The 19,177-nt window shown below is 60.5% G+C and carries 19 protein-coding genes; 18 read left to right on the forward strand and 1 reads right to left on the reverse strand.

Features of this window, described 5'->3' with window-relative positions; translation table 11 throughout:
- Positions 1 to 15: 15 nt before the first annotated feature.
- Positions 16 to 1,188 carry an exo-alpha-sialidase gene (locus AC097P_RS06870; RefSeq protein ID WP_479609650.1) on the forward strand — a complete coding sequence of 391 codons (1,173 nt, stop codon included), beginning with the start codon at positions 16 to 18 and terminating at the stop codon, positions 1,186 to 1,188.
- Positions 1,185 to 1,889: a hypothetical protein gene (locus AC097P_RS06875; RefSeq protein ID WP_479609651.1), complete on the forward strand. Its 705-nt coding sequence runs from the start codon at positions 1,185 to 1,187 to the stop codon at positions 1,887 to 1,889. Before AC097P_RS06870 ends, AC097P_RS06875 begins: the two co-directional genes overlap by 4 nt.
- Here AC097P_RS06875 and AC097P_RS06880 read toward each other — a convergent pair.
- The gene (locus AC097P_RS06880) at positions 1,886 to 2,311 is read right to left on the reverse strand and encodes an adenylate/guanylate cyclase domain-containing protein (protein WP_479609652.1); all 426 of its coding nucleotides are present in this window, start codon (positions 2,309 to 2,311) and stop codon (positions 1,886 to 1,888) included. The two genes, AC097P_RS06875 and AC097P_RS06880, sit on opposite strands and share 4 nt — an antisense overlap.
- Before the next feature lie 129 nt (positions 2,312 to 2,440).
- Here AC097P_RS06880 and AC097P_RS06885 point away from each other — a divergent pair, with 129 nt between their 5' ends.
- The 16 genes from AC097P_RS06885 (at position 2,441) to AC097P_RS06960 (ending at position 19,173) form a co-directional block, all read left to right on the forward strand.
- Positions 2,441 to 3,154: an autoinducer binding domain-containing protein gene (locus tag AC097P_RS06885; protein WP_479609653.1), complete on the forward strand. Its 714-nt coding sequence runs from the start codon at positions 2,441 to 2,443 to the stop codon at positions 3,152 to 3,154.
- Positions 3,155 to 3,224: 70 nt separating this feature from the next.
- Positions 3,225 to 3,608, forward strand: a complete 384-nt coding sequence (locus tag AC097P_RS06890) for a DUF4902 domain-containing protein (RefSeq protein WP_479609654.1) — start codon at positions 3,225 to 3,227, stop codon at positions 3,606 to 3,608.
- A 90-nt stretch (positions 3,609 to 3,698) separates the two neighbouring features.
- Positions 3,699 to 4,307 carry an acyl-homoserine-lactone synthase gene (locus AC097P_RS06895; RefSeq protein WP_479609655.1) on the forward strand — a complete coding sequence of 203 codons (609 nt, stop codon included), beginning with the start codon at positions 3,699 to 3,701 and terminating at the stop codon, positions 4,305 to 4,307.
- A gap of 19 nt (positions 4,308 to 4,326) precedes the next feature.
- Positions 4,327 to 6,471, forward strand: coding sequence for an ATP-binding protein (locus AC097P_RS06900; protein ID WP_479609656.1), 2,145 nt, complete (start codon positions 4,327 to 4,329; stop codon positions 6,469 to 6,471).
- The gene (locus tag AC097P_RS06905; RefSeq protein ID WP_479609657.1) at positions 6,471 to 6,839 is read left to right on the forward strand and encodes a response regulator; all 369 of its coding nucleotides are present in this window, start codon (positions 6,471 to 6,473) and stop codon (positions 6,837 to 6,839) included. The genes AC097P_RS06900 and AC097P_RS06905 overlap by 1 nt, the downstream gene beginning before the upstream one ends.
- A 1-nt stretch (position 6,840) precedes the next feature.
- Positions 6,841 to 7,287, forward strand: coding sequence for a chemotaxis protein CheX (locus tag AC097P_RS06910; protein ID WP_479609658.1), 447 nt, complete (start codon positions 6,841 to 6,843; stop codon positions 7,285 to 7,287).
- Between the two features lie 15 nt (positions 7,288 to 7,302).
- Positions 7,303 to 8,316, forward strand: coding sequence for a sulfate ABC transporter substrate-binding protein (locus AC097P_RS06915; protein ID WP_479609659.1), 1,014 nt, complete (start codon positions 7,303 to 7,305; stop codon positions 8,314 to 8,316).
- 10 nt (positions 8,317 to 8,326) lie between these two features.
- On the forward strand, positions 8,327 to 9,391 hold the full coding sequence (locus AC097P_RS06920) for a hypothetical protein (RefSeq protein ID WP_479609660.1): 1,065 nt from the start codon (positions 8,327 to 8,329) through the stop codon (positions 9,389 to 9,391).
- An 18-nt stretch (positions 9,392 to 9,409) separates the two neighbouring features.
- Complete coding sequence (gene pstS, locus AC097P_RS06925; protein ID WP_479609661.1) at positions 9,410 to 10,447, forward strand: phosphate ABC transporter substrate-binding protein PstS; 1,038 nt, start codon at positions 9,410 to 9,412, stop codon at positions 10,445 to 10,447.
- Between the two features lie 120 nt (positions 10,448 to 10,567).
- Entirely contained in the window at positions 10,568 to 12,922 is a 2,355-nt protein-coding gene (locus AC097P_RS06930; protein WP_479609662.1) for a bifunctional salicylyl-CoA 5-hydroxylase/oxidoreductase, read from the forward strand.
- Between the two features lie 5 nt (positions 12,923 to 12,927).
- The gene (locus tag AC097P_RS06935; RefSeq protein ID WP_479609663.1) at positions 12,928 to 13,707 is read left to right on the forward strand and encodes an SDR family NAD(P)-dependent oxidoreductase; all 780 of its coding nucleotides are present in this window, start codon (positions 12,928 to 12,930) and stop codon (positions 13,705 to 13,707) included.
- On the forward strand, positions 13,704 to 14,243 hold the full coding sequence (locus tag AC097P_RS06940) for a MarR family winged helix-turn-helix transcriptional regulator (RefSeq protein WP_479609664.1): 540 nt from the start codon (positions 13,704 to 13,706) through the stop codon (positions 14,241 to 14,243). The genes AC097P_RS06935 and AC097P_RS06940 overlap by 4 nt, the downstream gene beginning before the upstream one ends.
- A complete protein-coding gene (locus AC097P_RS06945) occupies positions 14,240 to 15,106 on the forward strand; it encodes an enoyl-CoA hydratase family protein (protein ID WP_479609665.1) in 867 nt (288 codons plus the stop codon). The genes AC097P_RS06940 and AC097P_RS06945 overlap by 4 nt, the downstream gene beginning before the upstream one ends.
- A gap of 14 nt (positions 15,107 to 15,120) precedes the next feature.
- A complete protein-coding gene (locus tag AC097P_RS06950) occupies positions 15,121 to 16,287 on the forward strand; it encodes an acyl-CoA dehydrogenase family protein (protein ID WP_479609666.1) in 1,167 nt (388 codons plus the stop codon).
- 15 nt (positions 16,288 to 16,302) lie between these two features.
- Positions 16,303 to 17,919: an AMP-binding protein gene (locus AC097P_RS06955; protein ID WP_479609667.1), complete on the forward strand. Its 1,617-nt coding sequence runs from the start codon at positions 16,303 to 16,305 to the stop codon at positions 17,917 to 17,919.
- 51 nt (positions 17,920 to 17,970) lie between these two features.
- A complete protein-coding gene (locus tag AC097P_RS06960; RefSeq protein WP_479609668.1) occupies positions 17,971 to 19,173 on the forward strand; it encodes an ABC transporter substrate-binding protein in 1,203 nt (400 codons plus the stop codon).
- The last annotated feature ends 4 nt before the right edge of the window (positions 19,174 to 19,177 follow it).

The raw sequence follows: 19,177 nt of genomic DNA on the forward strand, positions 1-19,177 counted from the left end.
CCTGAATTGTTGACCATGCCCCTCCGTTCTGTCTACTGGCGCTTGCTGTGCGCGGTGCTGGCCGTGGCTGCGGTGCTGGTTGTGGAACTGTGGCAGCGCCCGAGCGCACCACCGCAGGCCAGCGCGGTGTGGCCTGCCGTGCCGGCCGTTACCGACCTTACCCATTTGCAGGTGGTCGCCCGGGGCGAGATTCCGATGCCCGCCGGCATGGCGGCGGCCCACGCCAGCAGCCTGTTGCCCATGCCCGCCAACCATGCTGCGGCGCTGACTGTCTTTTGGTTTTCGGGTGACCGCGAGAGTGGACCCAATGTGCAGATCGCCGCATCGCAGTATCTGCGCGCCACCCAACGGTGGACACCAGCCCGCTTTGTTGTGAACCGCTTTGCGATGGGCGAGCAGCTAGGTCATGGATTGCGCCGTCTGGGCAACCCGGTCGCGTGGATGGATGGCAAAGGACGCGTCAACCTGTTCGTGGTGGCGACCGGTTGGGGTGGCTGGGCGGCCTCACGGGTCCTGCATCTGCGCCAGAGCAGTGCGGGCAGTGGCTCGGAAGAGCTGATTCTGGAGCCGGTGCGGGTGTTGCCGCTGTCGTGGTTGTGGAACACCAGCTTCCTGGTGCGCAACGCGCCGTTGCAATTGCAGGACGGAGGCATGGTGCTGCCGGTGCACTTTGAACTTGGCATCAAATACCCCACCGCCTTGCGCTTTGACAGCGACGGAAGTTACCGGGGCATGGTGCGCATGTCCCAACGGCCGTATGCGCTGCAGCCCAGTCTGGTCATGCAGTCGCCACGCGCCTGGCTGGCCTACATGCGCGATGAACGCCCCAAGGGCAAGGTCGGCGTGGCCCAGACTCTGGACGGCGGCCGGCGTTGGACGGACCTGCCGGACCTTGCGCTCGACAACCCCGATGCGGCAGTCGCGGGCTTGGGTCTGGCGCCGGGGCACCTGGTGTTGGCCCATAACTCGTCGCTTGCGTCCCGCGGGACCTTGGACCTGAGCCAATCGGCGGATGGCCGGAACTGGACCATAGTCCAAACCCTGGAGAAGGGCGGCTTCGACGACGAGTTTTCGTATCCCGCGCTGGCCTGGCTCGACGGCAGCTTGTGGGTCAGCTATACCGTGGACCGGCACCGCATTGCATGGCAACGCCTGGCACCCCCCAGCATCGTGGAGGCCAAGCCATGAGCGCACACTGGGCGCCATGGCTGGCGCAGTTAGCGGCGACCGACAGCCCAGTGTTGCCCCACGCGCTGGCCATGCAAATCTGGCTGCACCTGGGCTGGAGCGTGGTGTTGGCCTGCACGGGCGCAAACCTGATGGGCCGTTGGATACCGGCGCCCGCTGGCAAGCTGGATGGCAAGCAGTGGGGCGTGGCGCTGGTGTTGGCAATCTGGAGCTGGGTACCCGGCCCTTATTCACCCGCCTACTGGCTGGGGCTTGCGTTCCAGGCCCCCAGCATCGTAACGGTGTTGCTGTGCGATGCGCTGCTGCGTGCGCGGTTTTTCGCAACCCGATCCGGAATGCCGCCGAACATAACTCCGCACCGCGCCACACTGGTGCTCGCCGTATGGGGCGTGCTGACGGGCTGGGCGCTGTTGTTGGACAGCTTTGCGCTATTGCCAATGCAGATGTACGCATGGGGCTTCAGCACGGCGGCTGTGGTTGGCGTGCTGGTGGTGGCACTTCTGCCCTGGCTGCTGCTTGCGGGGTCTATGCCCGTGCCCACGCGCAATCTGCGCCTGTGGACCGTGCCGATGGCGGTGTTCGCGTTTGCGGCTGTGCGCCTGCCCAGCGGCAATGTGTGGGACGCGGTGCTGGACCCCTGGTTGTGGGTAGCGCTGCATGCTCACGTGGCAAGGGCGCTGTGGCGGAGGCAGCGGCGCTAGGCCGGCGATAGGCGGTAAATGGTGCGACTGCCAAACAGCGTACCGCAAGCAACAAATGGTTCGCCGTCCAGCGCCTGACGGAACGCATCGGTCACCAGCACCTCTCCAGCCTGGGCCGTGTCCTCGCCCAGCTTGGATGCAGCATTGACTTCGGCGCCCCAGATCTCGTTGTTGTCTATGCGCAATACGCTGCCATAGCCCAATCCTATGCATACTTCTATCCGGTCTTCGGGAGCACGCCCGGGATTGACCGCTGCCGCGGCAGCAAGCATGTCCCGTGCGGCGTTCAGCGCCTGTTGCGGCGTGTCGAACACTACCAGTAGCGAGTCTCCTTCATGCTTGATGCAGTGACCGCCGTGCTGCGCAATCAGTGGCAGGAAGAGCGCTTCGGACTCGTTCGGCCGGGCGCACTCTGTATCCATTTGTTACCAAATGCTAGCGATAAATGCTGCAATAGGCGTTGTACTCTGCTTGCAGAAGAGCAAAACTACCGGTGCATACCGGATCCGAGTTGGAGCCATACACCGTGGCGGTGAACGGAAGGAGAAGCCATGAACACTTGGCAGGGCGACTTGCTGGGTATTACTGATACGGGACGTACTGCGGACGAGGTTTTCGTAAAAATCGAGGGCGCGTCGAAGGCGTTGGGCTTCGAATACTGCGCCTACGGGTTGCGTTTGCCGACCCCAATCTCCAATCCCCGCACAGTCATGCTGAGCAACTACCCGCTGGCATGGCAGACGCGCTATGCCAGCCAGGGCTACCTGGCCGTAGACCCAACTGTGGCCCACGGGCGCCAATCGCAAACTCCGCTGGTCTGGAGCCATGCGGTGTTTGAGTCGACGCCCGATCTGTGGGAAGAGAGCCAATCGGCCGGCTTGCGGTTCGGTTGGGCGCAGTCCAGTCTTGACGCCGTGGGTGTTGGCGGCATGCTATCGCTTGCGCGTTCCAGTGACGCGCTGTCTGCTGCGGAGCTGGAAAGCCAGGAAGTGAAGATGCGTTGGCTGGTCAATATTTCGCACCTTGCGCTGTCGCGCCTCTTCGTGTCCGAACTGCTCAAGGAGTCGCAGCCGGATTTGACAGGGCGCGAGATCGAGGTGCTGAAATGGACAGCCGACGGAAAATCCTCCGGTGAGATCGCAGACCTGCTCTCCATCTCGGAAAACACAGTGAATTTCCACATCAAGAATTCAGTCGCGAAGCTGCGTACCGCGAACCGCACTGCTGCTGTGGTGCGGGCGGCCATGCTGGGTCTGTTGAACTAGCAGGCAATTTGGCATATATTCGGCCGGACACACTAGCCGATGTGACAGCCCACCCAGTCCAGTTGATCCTATGCACCTATCACCCGATGGATTGATCCGCTTGACTGTCGATCAACTGCTGTCGACGCCGCTGGAGCATCTGGTATCGGGCGTGGATGCCGACCCAAGCAACCCCAAAAGTGCCTGCGGCACGCAAACCTCTTTGTCTGGCTATACCGAATGGGTCAGCACGCGAGACCCCACGATTTCGATCGGCTGGGACTGGCGCCTACAGACGCTGGCAGCGGGCGCACGCTGGATTCGCGTTGGCCTGCCGCGCAGCAACCTGATGCTGACGCAGGACAGCGGCTGCGACGCAAGCTGGCTCGGCAATCTCGAAATTCTTGGCACGGTCGTTGATGCTTTGGCCTGGCGCGAAATATTGCCCCAGGTTGTGGCGGCACGCTACGCCTGAATTCTTTCTTACAAACCTACCAGTTCTAGTAGTTACAAGGCGCTGATAAGCGCGGTTCAATGAATCTCCTCTTGTGAAAAAGGAGACGACGTGAACATAGTTACCGGGACACCCGCGGATCTGTCGGTGGAGATCATGGCCGGCGTTGCACGCTACCGCCATAAGGTTTTCGTGGAGAAGCTCGGCTGGCAACTGCGGTGCGAGAACGCGCTGGAATACGACCAATTCGACCGCGACGATACGGTCTACGTCGTGGCCCAGAATGAGGATGGCGAGGTCGTGGGTACTGCGCGATTGCTGCCCACCACACGGCCGTATCTGCTGGACGAAGTGTTTCCCCAGCTGCTGCACGGCATTGCGCCCCCCCACTCGCCCGATGTGTGGGAGCTATCCCGGTTCGCTGCGGTCGACTTCAGCGTTCAGGGTGGATCGGCGCTTGCACAGTTCTCGTCGCCAATTGCTGTGGGTCTTCTGCAGGCCTCGCTGGAGTGCGCGGCGCGGCACGGTGCCAAACGCTTTATCACGGTTTCGCCGCTGGGTGTGGAGCGCTTGCTGCGCATTGCAGGCTTCAAGGCACATCGGCTGGCTCCACCCACGCTGATGGATGGAAATCCGGTATTCGCCTGCTCTATCAGTTGCGAGACCGACGGCGCGGCGGCTGTCGAGGGCAGCACGTATTCGCTCGCCTTGCGGGCGTGAACCCACAAGAGTGCACGCTATGCTCAACCTAGGCAAGTACCGTTTGGTTATTCTGCTCACCGGGCTGTTCCTGGTGATCTTCGGCGCGGTGATGGTGCTGACCTTCGTGATCTCCCGCCAGATCGCAACAGACGCCGTCTCGCTGAATTTGGCCGGCCAGCAACGTACCCAGGTGCAACAGTTGGTAAAGACCGTACTGTTGCTGGAACAGGGTGGCACACAAGGCGTTATCGATAGCAACGGCGCTACCAGCTTCTCGGAGCTGAAGGATCTCTATTCCACGGTGGATGCGCTGAAAGCTGCGCTGACGGCTTTCCGCGAAGGCGGTATGCAGTTGGAGAGTGGAGCGCGGGTTGCGTTAACACCGCAGGACGACGTGCAGGCGGCCGCATTCTTCAAGCTGCTGGATGAGTTGTGGGCACCCATCAACGAGCAGGTTCAGGCCCTGCGCAAGAAGGAGAACCCCACGCAGGACGACTTTGGCGCTCTGCTGCAAGTGCTGGTGCCGGACAACCTGAATCTTTTGGAAACCTCGAATTTGCTGACCTCGCGCATGGAGTCCTTGTCGGCGGACAAAGCGGCCACGTTGCGCAAGATCCAGACTGGCGGAATTGCGTTGGCATTCCTGAACTTTGCGCTCATCGTCTACGTGTTTCTGGGGCGCCTGCGTGCCAGCGACAGCGAGGTCGACCGCATGCAGGCCGAAACGCAAAACATCTTGCGCACCATGCAAGAGGGCTTGTTTCTGCTGGACAACAATTTCCATATAGGCTCCCAGACATCCCATGCACTAAGCCAAGTTCTGGGCACCACCGTCAAGCCTGGCGGCGACTTTCTGGCAATCCTCAAACCGATGGTTTCGCAGAAGACGTTGGACACCACCAAAGAATATATTGAGTTGTTGCTGCGTTTTGACGTGAAGGAAAAACTGGTAGCCAGCCTCAACCCGCTGGACGCACTTGAAATCAACACCACCCGAGAGAACGGCACGGTGGAAACGCGCTACCTGAATTTTCGTTTTAACCGGGTGGTGGACAAAGGCAAGATTACGCACTTGCTGGTCACTGCCTCCGACATTACCCGGCGGGTCAAGCTGGAGCGTGAACTGATCAACAGCGAACGCCAAGTGCAGGACCAGATGGCCATGATGGTCTACATCCTGCAGGCCGATGCCAGCCAGATGCGGGACTTCTTGGAAGGCTCGGTTGCAGGTCTCAACCGCATCAATGAAGCGCTGAAGAGCGGTTCCACATCCGGTGTTGCCAACGCCGATATCGACCACTTCTTCCGCATCGCCCACCGTATCAAAGGGGATGCAGCGGCACTGAATTTGCAGGCTATCGCAACATCGCTGCACAGTTTTGAAGACCTGTTGCAAGGTTTGCGTGGCAAGCCGAACCTGCAGAACGAAGACCTGCTGCCAGTGATTGTGCGTGTCCGCTCCATCTACGCAGAGCTGCATGCGGTCCAGGAAGCCATGGCCCGGATTGCCCAGGTGCGCGGCGTTGTAAACGTGGAGCCGCCCAAGCCCGAGCACGACCCGGCGCGCCAGAATTCGCCCTTTGTCGCCCAGTGGCGCAACCTTGCCCAGCAGATCGCCAATCGCAAAGGCAAGAAGGCCGATTTGACCTACCACGGCCTGGACCTGGAAAAAGTAACCAAGTCCATGCGCGAGACGATAGACACCATCGTCACGCAGTTCATTCGCAACGCTGTCACACACGGGTTGGAGACACCGCAAGAGCGTGCCCACCTGGGCAAAGAGGAAAAGGGAGCTATCGCGGTGTACCTGTCGGAAGCAGGAGATGGCGCGCTGGAGCTGAGCTTTCGTGACGACGGTGCCGGGATCAATGTGGAAAAGTTGCGGGAGGCAGCGGTGCGCAACGGCGCTTTGGATGCCGAGAAGGCGCGCAAGGCCGATGTGCGCCAGTTGACGGAACTGATCTTTAAGCCGGGCTTCTCCACGCATGAGTCGGTGGATGAAGACGCGGGGCGGGGCGTGGGGCTGGACGTGGTCCGGGATCTGGTCGCACGGGTTCGAGGACGAATCCACATTGGAACGGCACCGGGCAAGTATTGCCACTTCCGTGTGCAAATTCCGTCCCACTTGTTCTCCTCATCCAACCTGGCTTCACTGGCATTGCAGGCGGAGGCACACAGCTGATGGAACTCAAACTGATGATCATTGATGACTCCAACGTCATCCGCGGGAAAATCTCCCGCGCCTTGACGCGCCACAACATGCGCGTGGTGGCTACCGCTGCCAATGGCGAGGAGGCCGTAGAGCGGTTTATGCCCGACAAGCCTGACATCGTGACCATGGACCTGACCATGCCACGCATGGATGGCTTGGAGTGCATCCGCAAGCTGAAAAAAATCAAGCCAGATATCAAGATCCTCGTGGTCTCGGCATTGGCGGACAAGGCGACCGCCATCCAGGCGCTGAAGGAGGGTGCGCAGGGCTTTCTGTGCAAGCCGTTCTCCGACGACGACCTGACCGACGCGATGGACGAACTTTTATCAGGGGCATGACATGGACGAAGACCAGCTGCGTATTTTTGTAGGCATTGTTCAAAAATACTTTGAGAGCGAGACCGGAAAAGGTCCCGATACCGGCAGTCCCTACCTGGGCGATGTGACCGATCTTCCGATGCTCGACTTTACGGGCGTCATCGGAATTTCCGGCGTGCGCCAGGGTTGTGTCTACATCACAGCAGGACCGGATTTGCTGCGCGCCCTGCTGCTGCACGTGGGCGAGACAGATGTATCCGACCAGAACCTATGCGACCTGTCCGGAGAAATTGCCAACACCATTGCGGGTAACGCACGTATGCACTTTGGCCCAGACTTCATGATCTCGGTGCCGGTGATTGTGCGAGGTGCAGCGCATGCCATCCATATGCCGCGCAACACCAAGGCTTATGTGATCCCGTTTCGGTGGCGAAAGCATCCAGCGTCGCTGGTGGTCAGTTTGCAGTGATTGGGAGTCCCGTATATGCATGCATCTTTCGTGACGCGCACCGCCCTGGCGATGCTTCTGGTCTCCGGCTTGGCGTCTGCATCGGCAGACACTACCTTGACCAATGCCTCCTATACCGCGACCAAGGAAATGTTCGCCGCGTACAACCCGGCATTTGCACGCTATTGGAAGGCAAAGACCGGCGAGGCTGTGCAAATCAACCAATCTCACGCCAACTCCAGTACACAGGCCAGCCTCGTCAACAGCGGCTTGGCAGCCGATGTGGTTACGCTCTCCGTACCGTTGGATGTGGACGAAATTGCCAGCAACCGCTTGGTGCCGGACAACTGGAAGCAGCGCTTGCCACAGGGCTCCACGCCGTACTACTCCACCATCGTGTTTCTGGTACACAAGGGCAACCCGAAGGCGATCAAGGATTGGCCTGATTTAGTGCGCTGGGGAGTGCGCGTGGTCATGTCCAACCCCAAGTCTTCGGGTGGCGCGCGCTGGAGCCACTTGGCCGCCTGGGGTTACGCGCTCAAAAGACCGGGCGGAAGCGAAGCCAGCGCCCGCGATTTCCTAAAGCGCCTGTACAGCAATAACAAAGTATTGGAGTACACGGCACGTGGCGCCTCCACCACCTTCGTTGACCGCAAGCAGGGTGACGTCATGGTGTCCTGGGAGAACGAGGCCTTCCAGATCGTCGCGCAGCACCCCGATTTGTTTCAGATCGTTGTGCCCTCCGTCTCGGTTGTTGCGGAGCCACCTGTGGCCGTGATCGACAAGGTCGTTGACCAGCGGGGTTCGCGCAAGGTGGCGGAAGCCTATCTGCAATACCTGTATAGCCCCGAAGGGCAGGCCATCGCGGCCAGCCATTACTACCGTCCGACCGACCCTGCGGTGGCGAGCCAATTCGAGAAGCAGTTCACACCGCTCAAGTTGTTCAAAGTGGGAGATCTCTACAAGGACTGGCAAACCATTGACAAAGTGCACTTCCAGGATGGAGGGATCTTTGACCAAGTGTATGACCAGTACCGAAATGGTTCATAAAGGACTCCTTATGCCTTCCATCGTCAAAGTGGCCACCACATTTCTATTTGCCCTAGGCACTTGTTTCGCCGGGCTGTTTCCCTCAGCGGCAAACGCTACGGCAACGGTGGTTGGCACGCAGGATGTGGTCATCGAGCGCGACGTGGCCGCCCTAGCAGCCCATTTGTCCCGGCTCTGTCCCAGGGCCGACGCGGCCAGCCAAGCGGCGTTTGATGCCTGCCGCAAGGGCATGTTCACCAGCGCCCAGATCCAAACTGCGCTGAGTCCGATCACACTTTGGGGGCGCCAACGCGATCCCAACACGGTGTTGAAGGAGACATCGCTGACACAACTCGCGCCAGAAGTGTTGACCGGTATGTACATGCCGCTGTTTATGTTCGACGGCACTTACTCGGTCAGCTATTCCGAAGCCAACGGCTTGTACTTGGCGCGACTGGGTGTCGGCTTTCGCAACCGGCTACAGCCCGGCCAGTTCCCCTATCCCTTCTGGCATGAGTCCAACAAATGGAATACCTACGAGAACGCGAAAGCCATGCTGTTCTGGCTGGACCCCAAGTCCGGCAAGGCGCGCGCCGTGCAGTTCACCCAACTGGGCGAAGGCATGCCCGCCGTACCCGTGCAACCCAATACGCCTCCAGCTTTTGACGGCAAGTGGCTGTGGACAGACGCGCGAGGGAAGACCCAACCGGCGGTGACTTTGTTCGACGGTCTTTTTGACACCGCAAATCCTTATAAGGTAGGGCTGGAGCAAAGTTACCGCGCGCTGGCACTGTCGCTACGCGACGGCCAGTGCTTGCAATGCCACGTGCCCAGCAACCCCCAGCGCTCGCGCAAGCTGGTGTTGCTTCAGTCTCCAGCGCACGCGGCTGCAGAAATCAAGCGGCTGATGAAGCAAGTCCGAACCGACCGTATGCCCGTAGATGAGTTTGGGTTGGAGGAGGCACTCGATCCCCAGCTGAAAGCCATGTTGTTGGAGCGGGGCCGGGAGTTCGAGCAATTCGTCGATAAGGCCCATGCTTGGGAGCGTCAGCGGCGTCTCTCCAGCAGTGCAGCTGACGTCGGAGTCGTGCAATAGTTTTCTGTAGAGGGACCTATGTCTTTAAACATTCAGTTGAAATTTTGTGTGGCGGCACTGTCACTGGCATGTGTGGCGCCTGGTGTTCATTCCGCATCGGTGCTAGGCGCTGGCGCCTCGCTGCCAGCACCGGTATATGCCAAATGGGCTCAGGCTTATAAGCAGGCAACCGGCACCAAGGTCGTCTACCAGTCCATAGGTTCTGGCAGTGGCGTGACGCAGATAACTGCCAAGTCAGTGGACTTTGGCGCGACTGACAGCCCGTTGTCTGGTGCGGTGCTGGAAAAGAACGGCTTGCTGCAGTTCCCGACTCTGCTGGGTGGTGTGGTCCCCATTGTCAACCTGCCCAATACCAAGCCGGGCGATGTCAAGCTTAGCGGCCCGGTGCTGGCGGACATCTATATGGGAAAAGTCCTCAACTGGGACGACGCCGCCCTCACGCAGCTGAACCCGGGTGTGTCGCTGCCGAATCTGGCGATTGCTGTTGTACGTCGATCCGATAGTTCCGGCTCGACACTGCTATTCACCGACTACCTCTCCAAGGTTAGCCCGGAGTGGAAAACGCGGCTGGGCCGTGGCGTTACCGTGCCGTGGACGGTGGGGCTGGGCGGCAAGGGCGACGACGGTGTCCGCAAGTTCGTGCAGCGTTTGCCAGGGGCGATTGGCTTCGTAGACTACGGCTTTGCGTTGAACAACCAGCTGACCTACACGCAACTCAAGAATCAAAGCGGCGCGTTTGTAACACCCAATGCACAAAGCCTGCAAGCGGCGGTTAGCAGCAATTGGGAAAACTCAGGGTTTTCCGACATCCTGACCGAAGAGCGCAGCCCAGGCGCCTGGCCCATCACAGGAGCCACCTTTGCGCTGATACGCAAAGTGCAAGATAGGCCCGAGCAGGCGCGCGAGGTGCTCAAGTTCTTTGCCTGGGCTTTCAAGGAGGGCAATAAATCGGCCACAGAGTCTAATTACGTTCCATTGAATGAAACGACGACGCGTGCGGTCATCACGCAGTGGCAAGTGGTGCGGGACGGCACCGGCAAGCCTTTGTACGAATAGGCGATGACCCAGGCGGCATACATGCGTAGTGGTTTTCCCTCAATTACTTGACATCTAAAGGTTTAAGCCTAAACTAATTGCAGATCCCACCCCGAGTCGCAAGGCTCTTCTGGAGTTGCAATGAATATCGTGTGCATAGGCGGCGGCCCCGCTGGGCTGTATTTCGCACTGCTGATGAAGCAGGCCAACCTGTCGCACGACATTACCGTGGTGGAGCGCAACAAGCCCTACGACACCTTTGGCTGGGGCGTGGTGTTCTCGGATGCGACCATGGACAACATGCGCATTTGGGACCCGACCAGCGCGGCCGAGATCGAACAAGCCTTCAACCATTGGGACGATATCGAACTGGGTTTCAAGGGCGAAGTCATTCGCTCCGGTGGCCACGGCTTTGTGGGTATTGGCCGCAAGAAGCTGCTCAACATCCTGCAACGCCGCTGCGAGGAGCTCAACGTCAAACTGGAGTTCGAGGTAGATGCCGAGTCTGATCTTCAATACCCCGATGCCGACCTGATCATTGCCAGCGACGGCATCAACTCCCGCATCCGCGCCCAGCACGCAGATATCTTCAAACCCGACATTGTGGTGCGGCCTAACCGCTTCATATGGCTGGGCACCCACAAGCTGTACGACGCCTTCACCTTCCTGTTCGAGAAGACCGAGCACGGCTGGTTTCAGGCCCATGTCTACAAGTTTGACGAAAGCACTACGACCTTTATTGTGGAATGCCCGGAGCACGTTTGGCAGGCCCACCGCCTGGACCTGGCAGACCAGGAGGAGTCGATTGCGTTTTGCGAGAAGGTCTTTGCGAAGAACCTGCAAGGCGCCAAGCTGATGACCAATGCGCGCCACCTGCGCGGCTCGGCGTGGTTAAACTTTCAGCGTGTCAAGTGCGAGCAATGGTCGTTTTTCAACGGACGCAGCCATGTGGTACTGATGGGCGATGCGGTGCATACGGCGCACTTTGCAATTGGCTCGGGCACCAAGCTGGCGATAGAAGATGCGATTGAACTGGCACGCCAGTTCCGCGACCAGGGCGACACTGCGGAACACATACCCGCCGTGCTGGCGCGTTACCAAGCGTTGCGCCATGTGGATGTGCTGCGCCTGCAAAACGCGGCGTGGAACGCGATGGAGTGGTTTGAGGCCTGTGGTGATCGTTACTGCGACCAGTTGGAAGGCCCGCAATTCATGTACTCCATGCTGACCCGCAGCCAGCGCATCAGCCACGAGAACCTGCGCCTGCGCGATGCCAAATGGCTGGGCGATTTCGAGGCCTGGTTTGCCAAACGTGCCGGCATGCAACTGGCGCCCGGCCAGGCTGCGCCTCCGCCGATGTTCACACCCTACACCGTGCGCGGCCTGACCTTGAAGAACCGCGTTGTTGTGTCACCGATGGCCCAATACTCTGCGGTCGATGGCGTGGCTGGCGACTACCACTTGGTGCACCTGGGCGCCCGCGCCATGGGCGGCGCGGGTATGGTGTTTGCCGAGATGACCTGCGTCAGCGCGGAAGGCCGCATCACGCCCGGTTGCCCTGGCCTGTATGGACCCGAGCACACCATTGCCTGGAAGCGTATCGTCGACTGGGTGCATGCCAATAGCGACTGCAAGTTCGCCCTGCAGATTGGCCATGCGGGTGTCAAGGCATCGACTCGTGTGGCCTGGGAGGGCATAGACCAGCCGCTGCCTAGCGGCAATTGGCCCATCGTCTCGGCATCGGCCCAGCAATATCTGCAAGGCGTGAGCCAGACCTCGCGTGCCATGACCCGCGCCGATATGGATGCCGTGACGGCCCAGTTCGTGGCCAGCACGTATGCGGCAGCGGAGATCGGTGTGGACTGGCTGGAACTGCATTGCGCCCACGGCTATTTGTTGTCCAGTTTCATATCCCCACTGACCAACCACCGCGAAGATGCCTATGGAGGCAGTCTGGAAAACCGCCTGCGTTACCCGTTGGAAGTGTTCGCCGCCGTGCGCGCGGCATGGCCTGCTGATAGGCCCATGTCGGTGCGGATCTCTGCGCACGATTGGGTGGAGGGCGGCATCACGCCAGATGACGCCGTGGAGATTGCCAAGGCTTTCAAGGCCGCCGGCGCCGACCTGATTGATTGCTCATCCGGCCAGGTCAGCAAACAAGAAAAGCCGGTCTACGGCCGCATGTTCCAGACCCCGTTTGCTGACCGCATCCGCCAGGAGGCCGGCATCGCCACCATCGCCGTGGGCGCCATCAGCGAGGCCGACCATATCAACAGCATCATTTCCGCCGGCCGTGCCGACCTGTGTGCCGTGGCGCGGCCACATTTGGCCAACCCGGCCTGGACGTTGACCGAGGCTGCCAAGATTGGCTACACCGCGCTGGCATGGCCCAAGCAATATGTCTCTGGCAAGACGCAGATGGAAGCCATCTTCCAACGTGAGAAAGCGCAGGCCGCGGCGGCTGCGATGTCCCCCGCACGCGCGGCCGAGGCGTGAAGACGATGACCGCAACAAACACATTGCAGAATCGCCACGCCGTCGTCACCGGTGGAGGGCAGGGCATAGGTGCAGCCATCGCCCGATTGCTGGTCGCGCAGGGCGCGAATGTCACGGTGTTGGGCCGCAAGCTGGAAACGGTGCAAGCCCTCGCGGCAGAGCACCCTGAGCGCCTGCACGCCGTCACTGCCGATGTGTCAGATGCGGACCAAGTGCATGCAGCATTCGCTGACGCGCGCCAGCGCTTCGGCCCTATTGCCATTCTGGTCAACAACGCCGGCCAAGCCAGCAGTGCGCCATTCCTCAAGACCGACGCCGCGCTGTGGAATCAGATGCTGGCCGTCAACCTGACTGGCACGATGTTGTGCACCCAAGCCGCAGTGCCAGACATGCTCGAAGCCAAGTGGGGCCGCGTCGTCAATATCGCCAGCACGGCAGGCTTGGCCGGCTACGCCTATGTGGCCGCCTACTGCGCCGCCAAGCATGGCGTCGTCGGGCTGACGCGTGCATTGGCCTTGGAATTCGCCAAGAAGGGTTTGACCGTCAACGCGGTCTGCCCCGGCTATACCGAGACCGACATCGTGCGCACCAGCATTGCCAATGTAGTTGCCAAGACCGGCCGAACCGAAGAACAAGCCCGTGCGGAATTCACGGCAGGCAACCCGCAAGGCCGGCTGGTCCAAGCCGATGAAGTGGCCGATGCCGTAGCCTGGTTGTGCGGCCCCGGTGCCAGCGCCATCACCGGCCAATCCATAGCCGTCTGCGGTGGGGAGGTGATGGTATGAGTAAGGCCGACCACAGCCGCACGCTGTTGAACGATGCCGACGAGTTAGGCCATGAGGCCCGCTCCAACGGTGGCGACCACGCGGCGCTCAAACTTTGGCTGCGCATGCTGGCCTGCACCACGCAGATTGAAGACGAAATCCGCAAACGCCTGCGCAGCCGCTTTGACATCTCGCTGCCGCGCTTTGACTACATGGCCCAGCTCTACCGCCAGCCCGAGGGGCTGAAGATGAGCGAGCTGTCGCGCTTCTTGATGGTGACTGGTGGCAATGTGACCGGCGTCACTGACGAGCTGGAGCGCGAAGGCCTGGTCTCGCGCATCAACAACCCGCAAGACCGCCGTGCCTGGATTGTGTGCCTGACCGCCAAGGGCCGCGACACCTTCGAGGCCATGGCCGAAGAACACGAGCAGTGGATTCTGGAACTGTTCGCGGGGCTGCCCGCCAACACCGTGCAACAGCTCTACAACCAGCTAGGCACCCTGCGTGTGCAACTGGTGCGCCAACAAGACAACCCCACCAAGGAGAACAACAAATGACTTCAGACGCCAACAGCCCCGCCCTGGACCCCGCATTGCAAGCCGGCAACCATAAGCCCCTGGCCGGCTACCAGCCGCTGCACTTCTTGTGGAAGCCGGAGGCCGGCGTGGCCACCATCACGCTGAACCGCCCGGACCGCAAGAACCCGCTGACCTTTGACTCGTATGTTGAGTTGCGCGATCTGTTTGGCCAGTTGAAATACGCCACCGATGTGCATGCCGTCGTCGTCACGGGCGCGGGCAATAACTTCTGCTCGGGTGGTGATGTGCACGAAATTATTGGCCCGCTGATCCAGTTGAAGGCGCCCGAGTTGCTGATGTTCACCCGCATGACTGGCGACCTGGTCAAGGCCATGCGCGCCTGCCCACAACCCATCATTGCCGCGGTAGACGGTGTGTGTGCCGGTGCCGGCGCCATCATCTCCATGGCGTCGGACATGCGCCTGGGCACGGAGCGCAGCAAGACCGCGTTCCTGTTCAACCGCGTCGGCCTGGCCGGCTGTGACATGGGCGCCTGCGCCATGCTGCCACGCATCATTGGTCAGGGCCGCGCCAGCGAATGGCTGTACACCGGCCGCTCGATTGGTGGTGTGGAGGCCGAGCGCAGCGGCTTCTTCAACCGCCTGTGCGCACCCGAAGAGCTTGCTGCAGCAGCGCATGCCTTGGCTGCTGATCTGGTTGCCGGCCCCACCTTTGCCAATGGCATGACCAAGACTATGCTCCACCAGGAGTGGTCCATGTCCATAGACCAGGCGATAGAGGCCGAAGCCCAGGCCCAAGCCATTTGCATGCTGACGCAAGACTACCACCGCGCCTACGCAGCCTTTGTCGTCAAGCAAAAGCCGGTCTTCCAAGGCAACTGAGTTAAGGAAAGACTATGAGCGACACTGCATACCTGAACTGGCCCTTCTTCGCGCCCCAGCACGCCGACCTGGCCCGCACGCTCGACGCATGGGCTGTGGAACACATTTCGCAGGAGCACGGCCACGATGTGGAGGCTGAATGCAAAGCGCTGGTGCGCAAGCTGGGCACAGCAGGTTGGTTGAAATTCGCCATAGGTGGTACGGCTTACGGCGGTATGGGCGACAGCATAGACACCCGCTCCATCTGCCTGATCCGCGAGACCTTGGCCCGCCACTCTGGCCTGGCCGACTTCGCGTTCGCCATGCAGGGCCTGGGTTCCGGTGCCATCAGCCTGGCCGGCAGCGAAGAACAAAAGCATTTGTATCTGACGCGGGTTGCCAGCGGTGAGGCCATTGCCGCCTTCGCACTGAGCGAGCCCGACGCCGGCTCCGACGTGGCGGCCCTGCAATGCAGCGCCCGCATCGATGGTGACCACGCGGTGCTGAACGGCACCAAGACCTGGATATCAAATGGCGGTATTGCCGATTTTTATGTGGTGTTCGCCCGCACCGATGAGGCGCCAGGCGCCCGCGGCATCAGCGCTTTTATTGTGGATGCCGACACACCGGGCTTTGTAATTGCCGAGCGCATTGACGTCATCGCGCCGCACCCGCTAGCCACGCTGCGCTTTACCGAATGCAAGGTGCCCTTGATCCAACGCATAGGCGCCCCCGGTGAGGGCTTCAAAATTGCGATGCGCACGCTGGATGTGTTCCGCACATCGGTGGCCGCCGCGTCGCTGGGCTTTGCCCGCCGCGCGCTGGACGAAGCTCTGGCGCGCGCCACCACACGCAAGATGTTCAACCAGACACTGGCCGACTTTCAGTTGACCCAGGCCAAGCTGGCGCAAATGGCCACCACGGTGGACAGTAGCGCTTTGCTGACCTACCGCGCCGCCTGGCAGCGCGATCAGGGCCGCAACGTGACGCGCGAAGCCGCTATGGCCAAGATGGTTGCTACTGAAGGTGCGCAGCAGGTCATTGACGCCGCAGTGCAGATCTGGGGCGGCATGGGTGTGGTCAGCGGCCATATCGTCGAACGCCTGTACCGCGAAATCCGTTCACTGCGGATTTATGAAGGCGCCACCGAAGTGCAGCAGCTGATCATTGCCAAAGACCTGCTCAAGGAAGTCTCCCAGTAATACCAGGGAATTGCCATGTCCAGTAGTGCCCACATTGACACCTTCGCGCGCGATAACCTTCCGCCTGTTGAGCAACAACCGCGGTTCCTCTTTGATCTGCCGGAGCTGAAATTCCCTGCACATTTGAACTGCGCAACGGAGTTATTGGATCGGAACATTGCCGAGGGCCATGGCAGCCGCATCTGCATACGCGCACCTGGCGGCCTGAGCTGGACCTATGCGGATCTGCAAGACAAGGCGAACCGCATTGCCAACGTGCTGGTGCACGACATGTGCGTGGTGCCCGGCAACCGCGTGCTCTTGCATGCGCCCAACAACGCAATGATGGTGGCCTGCTGGTTTGCCGTCATCAAGGTCGGAGCCATTGCCGTGGCCACGATGCCGCTGCTGCGTGCCAAGGAACTCAAACCAGTGATAGACAAGGCGCAGATCCGCCACGCGCTGTGCGATTTTCATCTGGCAACCGAAGTGCAGAGCGCGGCCCAGCAATGCCCCACATTGCAGACTATTCGCTACTTCAACGACGAAAGTCCCGATGGTCTGGATGCCGCTATGGCACGCCACAGCCCCGTGTTTGCCAATGCCAATACCGCTTCAGACGACACCTGCATCATCGCCTTCACCTCCGGCACCACCGGTATCCCCAAAGCCACGATGCATTTTCACCGTGATGTGATGGCCATCTGCGCTTGCTGGCCACGGCATGTGTTGCGCGCCACGGCCGACGATGTTTTTATGGGCAGCCCGCCGCTGGCCTTTACCTTTGGTCTGGGTGGTTTGGTACTGTTTCCCATGTCGGTGGGCGCCTCCACCGTGTTGCTGGAGAAGGCCGGGCCACCCCAGTTGCTGGAAGCCATACAGGCCTTTGGCGCCACCGTGCTGTTTACCGCGCCCACGTCGTACCGTGCCTTGGCGCCTCAGGGTGAGGGTTTGCGCAACGGCAGCTTGCGCCACTGCGTGTCGGCCGGTGAAGCGTTACCGGTTTCAACCCGCACATTGTGGCGTGATGCCACCGGCATCGAACTGATAGACGGCATTGGCGCCACGGAGCTGTTGCATATCTTTATCTCGGCGGATGAAGAACATGCCCACCCCGGTGCCACCGGCAAGGTCGTGCCCGGCTACCAGGCGCAGGTGGTGGACGATGACGGCAAGCCGGTACCCGTGGGCACGGTAGGCAAGCTTGCAGTGCGCGGCCCCACGGGTTGCCGTTACCTGGCCGATGAGCGCCAAACGAAATACGTGCGCAATGGCTGGAACCTGACCGGCGACGCCTACAAGATGGATGCGGATGGTTACTTCATCTACCAGGCCCGTACCGACGACATGATTGTGTCCAGCGGCTACAACATCGCCGGCCCCGAAGTGGAAGACGCCTTGCTGTTGCACCCCGCCGTAGCCGAATGCGCGGTGATAGGTTGCCCCGACGACGAGCGCGGCCAGATCGTCAAAGCCTTTGTCACGCTGCGTGCCGGCCATGAAGGCAATGAGGCCATGGTCAAGGCGCTGCAGGATTTTGTGAAGAACACCATTGCCCCCTACAAGTACCCGCGTGCTATTCACTTTGTCAGTATGCTTCCACGCACCCAGACCGGAAAGCTGCAGCGCTTCAAGCTGCGCGACCTGGCCTGATCAACCTTTTCATCCATTCCCTGCCCGCTTGATCAACCCAAAGGAACCACTGTGAACCGTAGTACACCTCGCTCCTCGCTCTTCCTGCGCACCCTGGTCGCGACCGCTGCCGCAGTGACCGCGCTGTCCGCAACGGCACAGACTTCCGAGCCGGTCAAGATTGGTTTGCTCAGCACGCTGTCCGGCCCCGGCGCTGGTTTGGGTGTGGACATCCGCGATGGATTCCAACTGGCGGTCAAGCTGGGTGGCGGCAAGCTAGGTGGGCGTGCGGCCGAAGTGGTGATCGCCGATGACCAGGCCAGCCCGGACGTGGGCCGCCAGACGGCGGATCGCCTGATCAAGCGTGACAAAGTGGACTTTTTGACCGGCATCGTGTTCTCCAATGTGATGCTGGCCGTGGGTACGCCCACCTTCCAGTCCAAAACCTTTTACATCAGCGCCAACGCCGGCCCCTCGCAATATGCGGGTGAGCAGTGCAATCCCTACTTCTTCAGTGCATCGTGGCAAAACGACAACCTGCACGAAGCCGTGGGCAAGACCGTGGTCGACAAGGGCTTCAAGAATGTGGCCCTGATCGCCCCCAACTACCCCGCTGGCAAGGACGCACTGACCGGCTTCAAGCGTTTCTACAAGGGCACCATCGCATCCGAGAGCTACACGCAGTTGAACCAGTTGGACTACGGCGCAGAGATCTCGCAATTACGCGCCACCAAGCCCGACGCGGTGTATATCTTCTTGCCCGGCGGCATGGGCATCAACTTCATCAAGCAGTTTGTCGGTGCCGGTTTGTCCAAAGACATGACCTTGTTTGGCCCCGGCTTCTCGGCCGATGAAGACGTTATCAAGGCCGTGGGTGAACCCATGCTGGGCATGTTCAACAGCTCGCAGTGGGCGCATGACCTGGACAACGCAGCCAACAAGACCTTTGTAACCGCGTTTGAAAAGGAATACGGCCGCATCCCATCGCTGTACGCAGCGCAAGGGTATGACGCGGCCAAGCTTATAGACGCTGCCGTGCGTGACAGCAAAGGCAAGTTGGATGACAAGGCAGCCGTGCGCAAGGCGCTGGAAGCCGCCAAGTTTGATTCGGTACGCGGCGCCTTCAAGTTCAACACCAACCACTTCCCGATCCAGGACTACTACCTGCGTGTCGTCACCAAGAACGCCCAGGGCAAGGTCACCAACCGCACGCTGGGAGCGGTGTTCAAGAACCAGCCCGACGCGTACGTCGGCAGCTGCAAGATGCCTTCGTAATTAA

The sequence above is a fragment of the Rhodoferax sp. ZS1R8 genome (genome assembly GCF_056521325.1).

Coding starts and splice junctions, on each gene's coding strand:
- AC097P_RS06940 (WP_479609664.1), top strand. CDS start 13,704: ATGAGTAAGGCCGACCACAGCCGCACGCTGTTGAACGATGCCGACGAG.
- AC097P_RS06920 (WP_479609660.1), top strand. CDS start 8,327: ATGCCTTCCATCGTCAAAGTGGCCACCACATTTCTATTTGCCCTAGGC.
- AC097P_RS06910 (WP_479609658.1), top strand. CDS start 6,841: ATGGACGAAGACCAGCTGCGTATTTTTGTAGGCATTGTTCAAAAATAC.
- AC097P_RS06950 (WP_479609666.1), top strand. CDS start 15,121: ATGAGCGACACTGCATACCTGAACTGGCCCTTCTTCGCGCCCCAGCAC.
- AC097P_RS06890 (WP_479609654.1), top strand. CDS start 3,225: ATGCACCTATCACCCGATGGATTGATCCGCTTGACTGTCGATCAACTG.
- AC097P_RS06945 (WP_479609665.1), top strand. CDS start 14,240: ATGACTTCAGACGCCAACAGCCCCGCCCTGGACCCCGCATTGCAAGCC.
- pstS (WP_479609661.1), top strand. CDS start 9,410: ATGTCTTTAAACATTCAGTTGAAATTTTGTGTGGCGGCACTGTCACTG.
- AC097P_RS06885 (WP_479609653.1), top strand. CDS start 2,441: ATGAACACTTGGCAGGGCGACTTGCTGGGTATTACTGATACGGGACGT.
- AC097P_RS06880 (WP_479609652.1), bottom strand. CDS start 2,311: ATGGATACAGAGTGCGCCCGGCCGAACGAGTCCGAAGCGCTCTTCCTG.
- AC097P_RS06915 (WP_479609659.1), top strand. CDS start 7,303: ATGCATGCATCTTTCGTGACGCGCACCGCCCTGGCGATGCTTCTGGTC.
- AC097P_RS06935 (WP_479609663.1), top strand. CDS start 12,928: ATGACCGCAACAAACACATTGCAGAATCGCCACGCCGTCGTCACCGGT.
- AC097P_RS06905 (WP_479609657.1), top strand. CDS start 6,471: ATGGAACTCAAACTGATGATCATTGATGACTCCAACGTCATCCGCGGG.
- AC097P_RS06900 (WP_479609656.1), top strand. CDS start 4,327: ATGCTCAACCTAGGCAAGTACCGTTTGGTTATTCTGCTCACCGGGCTG.
- AC097P_RS06870 (WP_479609650.1), top strand. CDS start 16: ATGCCCCTCCGTTCTGTCTACTGGCGCTTGCTGTGCGCGGTGCTGGCC.
- AC097P_RS06930 (WP_479609662.1), top strand. CDS start 10,568: ATGAATATCGTGTGCATAGGCGGCGGCCCCGCTGGGCTGTATTTCGCA.
- AC097P_RS06955 (WP_479609667.1), top strand. CDS start 16,303: ATGTCCAGTAGTGCCCACATTGACACCTTCGCGCGCGATAACCTTCCG.
- AC097P_RS06875 (WP_479609651.1), top strand. CDS start 1,185: ATGAGCGCACACTGGGCGCCATGGCTGGCGCAGTTAGCGGCGACCGAC.